This is a genomic window from Mycobacterium sp. E796 (assembly GCF_001672815.1).
Taxonomy (GTDB): domain Bacteria; phylum Actinomycetota; class Actinomycetes; order Mycobacteriales; family Mycobacteriaceae; genus Mycobacterium.
Genome location: NZ_LZKK01000158.1, coordinates 1 through 12,993 on the forward strand (window position 1 = coordinate 1; position 12,993 = coordinate 12,993).

At 70.3% G+C, this 12,993-nt stretch carries 11 protein-coding genes; 6 read left to right on the forward strand and 5 right to left on the reverse strand.

Annotation, left to right across the window (positions count from 1 at the left end; genetic code table 11):
* Positions 1-137 precede the first annotated feature (137 nt).
* Positions 138-1,832 (reverse strand): DEAD/DEAH box helicase, encoded by a 1,695-nt coding sequence (locus A5706_RS11460; RefSeq protein WP_068130374.1) that lies wholly within the window; start codon positions 1,830-1,832, stop codon positions 138-140.
* 158 nt (positions 1,833-1,990) lie between these two features.
* A complete protein-coding gene (locus A5706_RS11465; protein WP_068130376.1) occupies positions 1,991-2,788 on the reverse strand; it encodes an alpha/beta hydrolase in 798 nt (265 codons plus the stop codon).
* Positions 2,789-2,877: 89 nt separating this feature from the next.
* Between A5706_RS11465 and ffh the strand changes: the two genes are divergently transcribed.
* The 5 genes from ffh (at position 2,878) to A5706_RS11490 (ending at position 9,606) form a co-directional block, all read left to right on the forward strand.
* Positions 2,878-4,434, forward strand: coding sequence for a signal recognition particle protein (ffh, locus tag A5706_RS11470; protein WP_068130379.1), 1,557 nt, complete (start codon positions 2,878-2,880; stop codon positions 4,432-4,434).
* A gap of 13 nt (positions 4,435-4,447) precedes the next feature.
* Positions 4,448-5,524: an amidohydrolase family protein gene (locus A5706_RS11475; RefSeq protein WP_156767072.1), complete on the forward strand. Its 1,077-nt coding sequence runs from the start codon at positions 4,448-4,450 to the stop codon at positions 5,522-5,524.
* Positions 5,525-5,561: 37 nt separating this feature from the next.
* Entirely contained in the window at positions 5,562-7,103 is a 1,542-nt protein-coding gene (locus A5706_RS11480; RefSeq protein WP_068130384.1) for a serine/threonine-protein kinase, read from the forward strand.
* A gap of 93 nt (positions 7,104-7,196) precedes the next feature.
* Positions 7,197-9,002, forward strand: a complete 1,806-nt coding sequence (locus A5706_RS11485) for an amidohydrolase family protein (protein ID WP_068130387.1) — start codon at positions 7,197-7,199, stop codon at positions 9,000-9,002.
* A gap of 1 nt (position 9,003) precedes the next feature.
* The gene (locus A5706_RS11490) at positions 9,004-9,606 is read left to right on the forward strand and encodes a TetR/AcrR family transcriptional regulator (protein ID WP_068130390.1); all 603 of its coding nucleotides are present in this window, start codon (positions 9,004-9,006) and stop codon (positions 9,604-9,606) included.
* Positions 9,607-9,635: 29 nt separating this feature from the next.
* Here the strand turns inward: A5706_RS11490 and A5706_RS11495 are convergent, their stop codons facing one another.
* Positions 9,636-10,508 (reverse strand): D-alanyl-D-alanine carboxypeptidase family protein, encoded by an 873-nt coding sequence (locus tag A5706_RS11495; protein WP_068130393.1) that lies wholly within the window; start codon positions 10,506-10,508, stop codon positions 9,636-9,638.
* A 23-nt stretch (positions 10,509-10,531) separates the two neighbouring features.
* On the reverse strand, positions 10,532-10,789 hold the full coding sequence (locus A5706_RS11500; protein ID WP_156767071.1) for a hypothetical protein: 258 nt from the start codon (positions 10,787-10,789) through the stop codon (positions 10,532-10,534).
* A 491-nt stretch (positions 10,790-11,280) separates the two neighbouring features.
* On the opposite strand from A5706_RS11500, the gene A5706_RS11505 reads away from it, so the two are divergent.
* Entirely contained in the window at positions 11,281-12,294 is a 1,014-nt protein-coding gene (locus A5706_RS11505; RefSeq protein ID WP_068130399.1) for an NAD(P)-dependent alcohol dehydrogenase, read from the forward strand.
* Between the two features lie 35 nt (positions 12,295-12,329).
* Here A5706_RS11505 and A5706_RS33575 read toward each other — a convergent pair.
* A partial coding sequence (locus tag A5706_RS33575) for a PE-PGRS family protein (RefSeq protein ID WP_197517810.1) occupies positions 12,330-12,993 on the reverse strand: 664 nt, incomplete at its 5' end.

Sequence of the window (12,993 nt, forward strand, 5' to 3'; positions counted from 1 at the left end):
ACTGATCCGCTCTTGTGCCGCCTCGGCGCTGATGAATCCCACACCTCGAATCTATCGAACAAGTGTGCGAATCAGGCGGCCCGAACACCAATCTGTGGATAAAACCGAGACTGTGGACAAGTCACGCTCACCAGGGCTCACGAGTGCTCGGAGTTCAGCTGCCTCAGGGCTTGGATGCGGGCCTGGATCTGCTCGCGCGTGGCCGCGGCGATCGGCGGGCCACCGCAGCGACGGCGCAATTCGTTGTGGATCCAGCCGTGCGGTTTGCCGGTGCGGTGGTGCGTCGCCGAGACGAGCGTGTTGAGTTCGCGGCGCAGGTCGCGCAGCTGTCCGTGCATCGACGGCATGGGAGGCGGTGCACCCGCGGCCGCACGCTTGGCCAGCTGCTCGTCCTGGCGCCGGTGCAGCAGGGCACGCATCTGTTCGGCGTCGAGCAACCCGGGGATGCCGAGGTAGTCGGCCTCCTCCTCGCTGCCGGCCGGGGCGGCGGTGCCGAAGGAGGACCCGTCGAAAATGACCTGGTCCAGCTCGGCGTCGGCGCCCAGCGAGGTGAAACCCTTTTCCGTTTCGATCTTTTCGGTTTGCGTCCGTACGGCCGGGTCACCGTCGAGGGGATCGGCGTCCTCGCGGTGCGGTTGGCCGAGCACGTGATTGCGTTGTGCCTCCAGCTCGCTGGCCAGCTGCAGCAGGTTGGGCACCGACGGCACGAAGATGCTCGCGGTCTCGCCGGCCCGGCGCGACCGCACGAACCGGCCGATGGCCTGGGCGAAGAACAGCGGCGTCGAGGCGCTGGTGGCGTAGATCCCGACCGAAAGCCGGGGGACGTCGACGCCCTCGGAGACCATGCGCACCGCGACCAGCCAGCGGCTGGTGCTCTCGGCGAATTCGGTGATCCGCGCCGACGAGCCGGGATCGTCGGACAGCACCACGGTCGGTGGCTCCGACGTCAGCTTGGTCAGCAGGGCGGCGTACGCGCGGGCCGCGGTGCGATCGGAGGCGATGATCATGCCGCCGGCGTCGGGCACGTGGGCCCGCTTTTGGCGCAGCCGCTGATCGGCGGCCGCGATCACCGCGGGCATCCACTCGCCGGCGGGGTCGAGCGCCGTGCGCCAGGCGCGCGCGGTCTGCTCGGCGGACAGCGGCTCGCCCAGTCGCGCGGCGTGCTCCTCACCGGCGCTGTCCCGCCAGCGGGCCTGCCCGGAATAGGCGAGGAACACGACCGGCCGGACCACGCCGTCGGCGAGGGCCTCGGTGTAGCCGTAGGTGTGGTCGGCCTGCGACCGCAGCACCCCGTCGGCGCCGGAGGTGTATGTGACGAACGGGATGGGGCTGTCGTCGCTGCGAAAAGGTGTGCCCGTCAAGGCGAGCCGGCGGGTGGCGTCGCTGAAGGCCTCGCGGATGGCCTCGCCCCAGGTCTTGGCGTCACCGCCGTGATGTATCTCGTCGAAGATGACCAGGGTCTTGCGCTGCTCGGTGCGGACGCGGTGCAGCGTCGGGTGCGCGGCCACCTGCGCGTAGGTGACCATCACGCCGTGATACTCCGGCGAGGTCTGCGGGCTGGTGTTGGAGAACCTCGGGTCCAGCGCGAGGCCGTGGCGCTGCGCGGCCAGCGCCCACTGGACCTTGAGGTGCTCGGTGGGGACCACGACGGTGATCTGGTCGACGGCGCGCTGACCGAGCAGCTCGGCCGCCACCCGGAGCGCGAAGGTCGTTTTGCCGGAGCCGGGGGTGGCGACGGCCAGGAAATCGCGGGGCTGGGCGGCAAGGTATTTGACCAGCGCCCTGCGCTGCCAGCCGCGCAACGGCGAGCCCGTGTCGCTGCCCAACAGCATCGACACAGCTCCCCTCAGACGTGTTTCGCGCGCATGGCCTTGTCGTGTCCCGGTCGTGTCCCGGTCGTGTCCCGGTCGTGTCCCGACAGCGTCGACGCGGCCCATGGCGGGTGTGAAATGTAGCATGCCAACGCTTTTCGGCGCAGCAGCGACGCGAGCTACACGGCGCGCCGCGCCAGGTCGCGGGCCTCGAGCCAGGTGTGGATTCGCTGGGCGACGTCGGTCCATCCCGGTTCGAGCATCATGTTGTGACCCATCGCGAAGAACTCCGCCTCGGTCCGGTAGGCGCGCGCCGTGGCGCGCACCGCGCCGACGCTGACGAAGCCGTCGTGCACGGCGCCGAGCACCAGCATCGGGGTGGCGATGCGGTCGGTTTTGACCCGGCGGAACATCGGGTCGGTCATCGCCGCGCGGATGCTCTCGGGCCCGGCGCGGTGCCAGCACGAAAGGACGACGTCCTCGGGCGTGTCCTTGCAGAACAGGTAGGCGCGGGCGAGGCCCGACGTGCGGAGGAACTTGACCAACGTGGGGTCGTTGAACGAGTGCACGGTCATCCAGGGCCGCCGGCGCCAGACGCGCAGCGCCGCCCCGAGCACGCCCGACGGTGGCAGCGAGCCCACCAGCACCGCGGCCGGCGCCGCTCGGTCTTCCAGGTAGCGCTGGATCGTGTAACCGCCCAGGGAATGCCCGATCAGCACCGGCGCGCCGCCCAGGTCGTCGGCCACCGAACGGACGTCCTCGATGTAGTCCTCGATGCACACCTTCGGCAACGGCTTGTCGGTGGGGCTGCTGCCGTGCCCGCGCAGGCTCATCGCGACCGCGCGATAGCCCGCGTCGGCGAAGAAGTCCAGGAAACCGTCATCCCAGCACCACGCGCCGTGCCAGCCGCCGTGCACGAAGAGCAGCGGCACCGGGTGGGCATCGGTGCACGAACCCTTGTCGATCACCTCGAGCATGAGCCGACTTTTCTTCGCTCGTGTCGCGACGTCAAGCCCCTCCGCTCCCGCAGGCTCGGCATTCACTCCGCAACCACTAGGCTGGCGGGGTGTTTGAATCGCTGTCCGACCGATTGACCGGTGCCCTACAGGGGCTGCGGGGCAAGGGTCGTCTGACCGACGCCGATATCGAGGCCACCACCCGCGAGATCCGGCTGGCACTGCTGGAAGCGGATGTGTCGCTGCCCGTGGTGCGGGCGTTCGTGGGCCGGATCAAGGAGCGCGCCAAGGGCGCGGAGGTCTCCGGCGCACTGAACCCGGCGCAGCAGGTCGTCAAGATCGTCAACGAGGAACTGATCGGCATCCTGGGCGGGGAGACCCGCCAGCTGGCGTTCGCCAAGACCCCGCCGACCGTGATCATGCTCGCCGGGTTGCAGGGCTCCGGTAAGACCACGCTGGCCGGCAAGCTGGCCGCCTGGCTGCGCGGCCAGGGGCACACGCCGCTGCTGGTGGCCTGCGACCTGCAGCGGCCGGCCGCGGTCAACCAGCTGCAGGTCGTCGGCGAGCGGGCCGGGGTCCCGGTGTTCGCACCGCATCCCGGCGCGTCCCCCGAATCCGGACCCGGAGACCCCGTCGCCGTGGCCGCGGCGGGGCTCGCCGAGGCCCGCGCCAAGCACTTCGACGTCGTCATCGTCGACACCGCGGGGCGCCTCGGCATCGACGACGAGCTGATGGCGCAGGCCGCGGCCATCCGGGACGCCGTCAACCCCGACGAGGTGCTGTTCGTCCTGGACGCGATGGTCGGCCAGGACGCCGTCGCCACCGCCGAGGCGTTCGGCGCGGGTGTCGGCTTCACCGGCGTGGTGCTGACCAAGCTCGACGGTGACGCCCGCGGCGGCGCCGCGCTGTCGGTCCGCGAGGTCACCGGCGTCCCAATCCTTTTCGCGTCCAGCGGCGAGAAGCTCGAGGACTTCGACATCTTCCACCCGGACCGGATGGCCAGCCGCATCCTGGGCATGGGCGACGTGCTGACGCTGATCGAGCAGGCCGAGCAGGTCTTCGACGCGCAACGCGCCGAGGAGGCCGCCGCCAAGATCGGCACCGGCGAGCTGACGCTGGAGGATTTCCTCGAACAGATGCTGGCCATCCGCAAGATGGGTCCGATCGGCAACCTGTTGGGCATGCTGCCCGGCGCCGGCCAGATGAAGGACGCGCTGGCCGAGGTCGACGACAAGCAACTCGACCGGCTGCAGGCCATCATCCGCGGGATGACGCCCCAGGAGCGCGCCGACCCGAAGATCATCAACGCATCGCGGCGGCTTCGCATCGCCAACGGCTCCGGGGTGACGGTGTCGGAGGTCAATCAGCTGGTCGACCGCTTCTTCGAGGCCCGCAAGATGATGTCGTCCATGCTCGGCGGCATGGGCATCCCCGGTCTGGGTCGCAAGTCCGCGACCCGAAAGGCCAAGGGCGCGAAGGGAAAGAAGGGCAAGAAGGGGGGACGGGGCCCGACGCCGCCCAAGGCCAGGAACCCGCTCATGCAGGGCATGCCCGCCGGCTTCCCCGACCTGTCGCAGATGCCCAAGGGCCTCGACGAGCTGCCACCGGGCCTGGCCGACTTCGACCTGTCCAAGCTCAAGTTCCCCGGCAACCCCGGCAAGAACTAGCCGCGCCGTGCGGATGCGCCTGCGGGGCCTGGAGCTGCCCGGCGAGACCGAGATCGAGCTGTGGGTCGTCGACGGCCGCATCAGCGCCGAGCCGGTCGCGGGCGCCGACACCGTGTTCGACGGCGGCTGGATCGTCCCCGGACTGGTGGACGCGCACTGTCACGTCGGTCTCGGCGACGACGGCGAGATCCCGCTCGAGGAGGCCATCGGCCAAGCCGAGGTCGAACGCGACGCCGGCGCGCTGCTGTTGCGGGACGCCGGCTCACCGACCGACACCCGCAGCCTCGACGACCGCGACGATCTGCCCCGCATCATCCGGGCCGGCAAGCACCTGGCCCGTCCCAAGCGGTACTCGCGCGGCTTCGCCGACGAACTCGAGGACGAATCCCAGCTGCCGGACGCGGTGGCCCGGGAGGCCAGGCGCGGCGACGGCTGGGTCAAGCTCGTCGGCGACTGGATCGACCGCGGCGTCGGCGACCTCGCCCCGCTGTGGTCCGACGACGTGCTCAAGGCTGCGATCGACGCCGCGCACTCGCACGGCGCGCGCGTCACCGCGCACGTCTTCAGCGAGGACGCGCTGCCCGGCCTGATCAACGCCGGCATCGACTGCATCGAACACGGCACCGGGCTCACCGACGACACCATCGCCCTGATGCTCGAGCACGGCACCGCGCTGGTGCCCACGCTGATCAACACCCTGGAGAACTTCCAAGGCATCGCGGACTCCGCGGCGCGCTACCCGGCCTACGCCGCGCACATGCGCGACCTGCTCGCGCGGTGCCCGGCGCGCACGGCGGCGGCGCGCGAGGCCGGCGTGCCGATCTACGCCGGCAGTGACGCCGGCAGCATGATCGCGCACGGGCGGATCGCCGACGAGGTCGAGGCCCTCAAAGGCATCGGGATGAGCCCCACCGAGGCGCTGGGCGCGGCGTGCTGGGACGCCCGTCGCTGGCTGGGCCGACCGGGCCTGGACCACGGGGCGTCCGCCGACCTGCTGTGTTACTCCGAGGACCCCAGACGAGGCCCCGGCGTGCTGAACCGGCCGGACTTGGTGATATTGCGCGGCAAGGTCTTTCGGCCACATGGCTAGGCGCGCGCGGCGCCGCGATCGTGGTTAGGATCACGTGATGGCGTTGGCCAGCGGCGCGACCTTCGCCGGTTACCTGGTCGCGCGGAGGCTGGGTTCTGGAGCGACTGGTGCGGTCTATCTTGTCCAGAACCCCCGTTCGTCGCGCTGGCAGGCGTTGAAGGTCCTGGCGCCGGCGCTGTCGGCGGACGACGAGTTCCGCCGGAGGTTTTGGGCGGAGAACCCGATCGCGACGAACCTCTATCACCCGAACATCGTCGAGGTCCGCGACCGCGGCGAGTTCGACGACGAGCTGTACGTCGCGATGGAGTACGTCGAGGGCATCAACGCCGCGCGGCTGATCTCCGATCGATTCCCGGCCGTCTCGCCCGTGGGCGAGGTGCTGTCCATCGTGACCGAAGTCGCCGACGCGCTCGACTACGCGCACAAACGCGGACTGCTGCACCGCGACGTCAAGCCCGCCAACGTCGTGCTGACGGGCCGCGGGGAGGGTGAGCAACTGACCCTGTTGACCGACTTCGGCATAGGCGGCCGGCTCGGCACGACCGGCTACGCCGCGCCCGAACTGGCGGGCGACGGCGCAGACGGGCGCGCCGACCAGTACGCGCTGGCCGCCACCGCGTTCCACCTGTTGGCCGGCGCGCCGCCGCCACCAGGCACCGCGCTCAGCGACCTGCGCCCGGAATTAGCGCGCCTGGACGGCGTGTTCACTCGCGCGCTCGCGACCAGCGCCGGCGACCGGTTCGAGACCTGCGCCGAATTCGCCGAGGCGTTGAACGACCAGGCGGGCGCCCGCAGCCGCGACCGCAGCCCCGAGGCCGTCCTCGTGGCCGATTACCCGGCCTACTCCTGCCCTGTCCCGCCCGTCGCGGCCCCGTTGGCCGACCGTCCCGACGACTTCGTCGCGGATCGTTCCGGGGCGCCCGCAGCGAATGCGGCCAAGACTCCGGCGCCCCCACCGAGGATGCGCCGCCGCCGCAGGATCGCGCTGGGCGCCGCGGCGCTGGTGGTCGTCGCGGGGCTGCTCGTCGCCGGCTTGGTCGGCGAGCGCAAGACCGATGCGACGGCCGCCCCGGCCGCCCACCCGACTGTGAGCGCGCCGGCCGCCCCGATTCCGCTCGACGGCACCTACCGTCTCGAAGTGCAGCGCAGCCGGCAGACGTTCAACATGACGCCCGAGCCCCAGCCGCCCGACGTGACCACCTGGTGGGCCTTTCGCTCGTCGTGCGCGTCCGGTCCCTGCACGGCCGTCGGTGCGCCGCTGGACGACAACGACCACATGCAGGCGAAGTCGACGGTCTCGCAGCCGGTCGTGCTGCAATTCCGCGATGGTCGTTGGCTGTCGCGGCCGGAAGACGGAACGTTCCCCTGCATCGCGCCGGACGGCGCCGAGCGGACGCAGGCCACGACGCAGGTGCTGTCGCTGCGGCCGCGCCCGCAAGGCGGGCTCGCCGGGGAAATGACCGTCACCGTGCGAAGCAACGAATGCGACCAGCAGGGCGCCGTGCTCAGGGCTCCCGCGCAGGCCACCCGCACCGGCGACGTGCCGCCCGGTGTTACGGTGCCCGACCCTCCTCGCTGACTTGACCTGGTGATTTCTTGCGACCAGACACGCCCCAAGAAAAGATTGCGAGCACTTGCTATCTATGTTACGGTTCGTGGCAACCCGACCAGCTTGGAGGCAACGGTGACCTACGACGTGATCATCCGCGACGGACTGTGGTTCGACGGCACTGGCCGTGCGCCGCAGACGCGCACGCTCGGGATCCGCGACGGCGTGGTGGCCACCGTGTCCCGCACGCCGCTGGACGAGACCGGCTGCCCGGAGGTGATCGACGCGGCCGGCAAGTGGATCGTGCCGGGCTTCATCGACGTGCACACCCACTACGACGCTGAGGTGCTGTTGGACCCGGGGCTGGGGGAGTCGGTGCGCCACGGCGTCACGACGGTGTTGCTGGGCAACTGCTCGCTGTCGACGGTGTACGCCGATTCCGAGGACGCGGCCGACCTGTTCAGCCGGGTCGAGGCGGTGCCGCGCGAATACGTCTACGGCGCTTTGGATTCCACCAAGACGTGGTCGACGGCGGCGGACTACGTCCGGGCGCTCGACGCCCTGCCGCTCGGGCCCAATGTCGGCTCGCTGCTTGGTCATTCGGACCTGCGGACCGCGGTGCTGGGGCTGGATCGCGCCACCGACGAGACCGTCAAGCCCACCGAGGCCGAGCTGGAGAAGATGGCGGCGCTGCTGGATGACGCCCTCGACGCCGGGATGCTCGGCATGTCCGGCATGGACGCGGCCATCGACAAACTCGACGGCGACCGCTTCCGCTCGCGCGCGCTGCCGTCGACGTTCGCGACGTGGCGGGAACGGCGCCGGCTGATCAAGGTGCTGCGCAAGCGCGGCCGAATCCTGCAGAGCGCCCCCGACGTCGAGAACTCGAAATCCGCACTGCTGTTCTTCCTGGCCAGCAGCCCGATGTTGGGGTGGCGCAAGGCAGTTCGGATGAGCCTGCTGGTCTCCGCCGATGCGAAGTCCATGCCGCTGGCCGTGCACACCTTCGGCCTCGGCACCCGCCTGTTGAACAAGTTCCTGGGCTCCAGGGTGCGCTTCCAGCACCTGCCCGTCCCGTTCGAACTCTATTCCGACGGCATCGACCTGCCGGTCTTCGAGGAGTTTGGTGCCGGGACGGCCGCCCTGCACCTGCGCGATCAGCTGGAGCGCAACGAGCTCCTGGCCGACACGGACTATCGCCGCAAGTTCCGGCGCGAGTTCGACCGGATCAAGCTCGGGCCGTCGCTGTGGCACCGCGACTTCCACGACGCGGTCATCGTCGAGTGCCCCGATAAGTCGTTGGTCGGCAGGAGCTTTGGCGCGATCGCCGACGAGCGCGGGCTGCACCCGCTGGACGCGTTCCTCGACGTGCTCGTCGAAAACGGTGAGCGCAACGTCCGGTGGACGACCATCGTCGCCAACCACCGGCCCCGGCAGCTCAACAAGCTCGCCGCCGAGCCCAGCATCCACATGGGCTTCTCCGACGCCGGGGCGCACCTGCGCAACATGGCGTTCTACAACTTCCCGCTCAAGATGCTCAAGCGCATTCGCGACGCGCACCGGGCCGGTGCGCCGTTCATGTCCACCGAACACGCGGTGCACCGGCTGACCGGCGAACTGGCGGACTGGTTCGGCATCGACGCCGGCAGGCTGCGCGAGGGCGACCGCGCGGACTTCGTCGTGATCGACCCGGCCGGCCTCAACGAATCGGTGGACGGCTACCACGAGGAAGCGGTGCCGTTCTACGGCGGCCTGCGGCGCATGGTCAATCGCAACGACGACGCCGTCGTCGCGACCGGTGTGGGTGGCGAGGTCGTCTTCCGCGCGGGCCAATTCCGGGAGGGCTACGGCCGGACCGTGAAGTCGGGCCGTTACCTGCGGGCGGGCCAGCGCAGCCGGGGCCGCAGCGTGGAGAAAGTCGGCGCCTGACATGGCCAGGACCCAGCAGCAGCGCCGGGAGGAAACCGTCGCGCGGCTCCTGGATGCGTGCATCGACACCATCATCGAGGTCGGCTACGCGCGGGCCTCGGCCGCGGTGATCACCAAGCGCGCGGGGGTTTCCGTTGGCGCGCTGTTCCGCCACTTCGAGACCATGGGCGATTTCATGGCGGCGACCGCGTCCGAGGTGTTGCGCCGTCAGCTGGAGTCGTTCACCAAGCGGGTTGCGGAAATTCCAGCCGACCAGCCTGCCTTCGAGGCCGCCCTGGCGATTCTGCGGGACATCACCAGCGCCCCGACCAACGCCGTGCTCTACGAGCTGCTGGTCGCCGCGCGCACCGACGAAAAGCTCAGGGACACTTTGCAACACGAGCTGGGGCAGTACTCGGCGAAAATCTACGATGCCGCGCGGGCGATGCCCGGCGCCGAGGGCTTCGACGAGGAGACGTTCCCGGTGGTCGTGGCGCTGATGACGAATGTGTTCGACGGCGCCGCCGTGGTGGAGGGGGTGTTGCCGCAGCCGGCGATCGCGCAGCGGCGGATACCGGTGCTGACGGGGCTGATGCGCGCGGCGCTGCCGAATGTTGGCTTGTGAGAAGCGGTTACGGCGAGCCCAGAGCGAGCCTAAAGCGAGCCCACGCCGGTCTCCGGGTTGAGCGCGAAGCCCCAGTCGAACAGGCTGCCGGCCTGATCCCAGTACGTGGGTCCGCCCTGTTTCACCAGCCCGTACATCATTGCGATCACCAGCCGGCGCCCGCCGCGGGCGGCGGCGCCGACGAAGGTCTTGCGCGCGGCGTCGGTGAAGCCGGTCTTGCCGCCGATGGCGCCGGGGTAGCGCTGTAGCAGTTCGTCCTGGTTGGTGATCGGTTCGTCGCCGTGATCGCCGGGGAACATCGCCGACGGCTCGGCGGTGATCTGCGCGAACACCGGGTTGGCCATCGCGGCCCGGAAGATGACGGCCAGGTCGTGCGCCGTCGACGCCCCGGAGCCGCGGGGGCCGTCCAGGCCGGACGGGGTCGCCGCGAAGGTGCTTGTCGCGCCCAGGGATGCGGCCTTGGCGTTCATCTTGGCCACAGTGGCGTCCGCGCCGCCCAGCAGGTGCGCCAGGGTGTTGGCCGCGTCGTTGCCGGAAACCAGCAACAACGCGTCCAGCAGTTGGCGCGCGGTGTAGCTGCGGCCCGGCTTGATGCCGACGCAGTTGCACTCGACCTCGGTGTCGGCGACATCCGCGACGACGGTGGAGTCCAGGCTCACCTGGTCCAGCGCCACCAGTGCCAACAACACCTTGATGGTGCTCGCCGGCGGGTGGGGGACGTTCGCGTCGCGGGCGGCCAGCACCTGACCGTTGTCGAGGTCGGCCACGATCCAGGTCTGGGCCGGCCCGTCCGGGATCGGCACCGAGCCGATCGGCTGCGTGCTGTCAGCCCGGGAAGGCGTCGCTCCCGCGATGGCACCGGCCGCCAGCAGGGCGGCGACGGCGGCCATGAGCTTGCGCATGGCCGCCCAGTTTAACTTCCGGCCTAGTGCCAAGGCATGTCGCGCCAGGAGTAATTCGCCCCGTCGCCGATGTCGTGCACGCCGTAGTAGTCCCAGTAGTAGTCGTGGCAGACGTTGCCGTCCCACGGGACGGGCCGTCCCGCGGGAAGGACGTCACCGGGGCACCAGTGCTGGCAGGACTTCCCGGCCGGGCACGGGGCGGCCTGGGCGGAGGGCGCGGCCAGCGCCGCACCGCCGAACATCAACAGCGCCGTTGCTAGTCCCGCGATTGTGGCTTTCATACCCACGGGATTATTCCGCGTGGTGGGCGCCGGTGTCCTGCGAAAACGGGAGAAACGTCCCGTTGGGTTCATGTCGGGCTCCTTCGTTGCTGGAGGCCCGGATGGGCCGCTGCAACTAGTGGACACCGGCCCTTGCCGATACCGATCCCAACTCTTACGCCGCGAGCCCCGCGATGAAGTCGGCAACCGAGGGCGGTTCGCGACGCAGAATGGCCGCAGGACAAGCGATGTGGTCAAGTCCTCGGCTCCTGGCGGGGACCCTCATTGGCGCGGCTCGGCCCGGCCGACGGGCGTGAGCGCGATCACCGGAATGGCGCGGAACTCGGCGATATTGCGCTCGTTGAAATCGTTGCCCTCGCTCACGACATGCCGGGTATCCGATTGCACCGTCGTGAAACATGGCACACGTTTTGTGGTGCGGAGCAAGGGAACCCATCCGCGAGTGCGAGGTCGACAGGCTGACACAGGCTGACATCGGAAGGAGTTTCCTCATGCGCGTGTACCGGTTCGACGAGCTCAACGGGCTGGATGGATTGCGGATGCACGATGAACCGGTCCCGTCGCCCCAGCGAGGGGAACTGCTGCTCCGCATCCGAGCGGTCTCGCTGAACTATCGGGACGTGGCGATTCCCCTCGGCCGATACGTACGCGACAGCACACCCGGCTTGGTGCCGTGCAGCGATGCCGCCGCTGAAGTCGTCGAGGTCGGCGAGGGCGTCGACGACTTCCGTCCCGGTGAGCGGGTGGTGAGCGCATTCCATTCGAGGTGGTTCGGCGGCCCGATGCCGGCGACGGCGGATTCCGACAGCTACGGCAGTGGCCAGGATGGCTGGCTGGCCGAGTACAAGGTGGTATCCCGGGAGGCCGTCGTGCGCATTCCCGATTCCATACCCGACGATCAGGCCGCGACGCTGCCGTGCGCCGGGGTCACGGCCTGGAACGCGCTCGGTGGTCCCGTGCCGATTCGGGCGGGCCAAACCGTGTTGACGCTCGGGACCGGCGGCGTTTCGCTGTTCGCGCTGCAACTGGCCAAGCTGGTCGGTGGGCGTGTCGTCGCGACGACGTCGAGTCCTGAGAAGGCGCAGACGCTCAAAGCGCTGGGCGCCGACGACGTCATCGACTACCGCCGCAATCCGAACTGGGGTGAGCAGGTGCGCGAACTGACCGGTGGCCGAGGCGCGGACCGGGTCGTCGAAGTCGGCGGCCCGGCCACCATCGAGCAGTCGTTGCGCGCGGTCGCCAGAGATGGCGAGGTCACGCTGATCGGCTTTCTCAGCCAGGACAATCCGGGCATCGACTATTTCCTGCTCAAGGGCGCCGGCGCGACGACACGGTCCATCACGGTCGGAAGCCGTGCCGATCTGCAAGACCTTGTGCGAGCCGTCGACGCTTCAGGGCTGGAACCGGTGATCGACGAGGTCTTCGAATTCGATGGGGCGAAAGCGGCGTTCGAGCGGTTACGCGACGGCAAGCACGTCGGCAAGCTCGTCATCCGGATCGGCTGAGGTCGGCGGGTCTGGCCGCGCGGCGAAGCCGCCGGCTATGTGATCCCGTTGTTCCCGGGCGGGCCCAGCAGCAGCCCGCCGGCGCCGCCGGTGCCGCTGGTGCCAACTGTGGTGCCAATCCCCGCGTTTCCGCCGTTGCCGCCGGTGCCGAACAGTACGGCGTTGCCGCCGTTGGCACCGTTGCCGCCGGTCGCTGCGCCTCCGCCGCCGGCGCCCCCGGCACCCCCGGTGCCCAGGAGGAGCTGGCCCGCCTGGCCGCCGGTCCCGCCCGGCCCGCCGGTTGTGCCGCCCGCTCCGCCGGTCCCGCCGGAACCGGCGTCGCCCCAAAGCAGGCCGGCGTTGCCGCCGGTCCCGCCAGCCCCGCCGGTGATGTTGCTGTATCCGCCGGTTCCGCCGGCGCCGCCGCCGTTGCCGAGGAGTACCGCGGAGCCGCCGGCCCCGCCATGGCCGCCGGCGAGGATCCCGAAGGCGCCGGCCCCGCCGTCGCCGCCGGCGCCTTGCAGCAGACCGGCGCAACGGCCGGCCCCACCGGCTCCGCCGGTCCCTCCGATGCTGACCCCGCCGTCCCCGCCGGAGCCGCCGTCGCCCGCGAGCAGCCCGCCGTTGCCGCCGGCTCCGCCGGCCCCGCCAGTGGAGCTGCTGGCCCCGCCCGGGAACAACGGGATCACATAGCCGGCGGCTTCGCCGCGCGGCCCGACC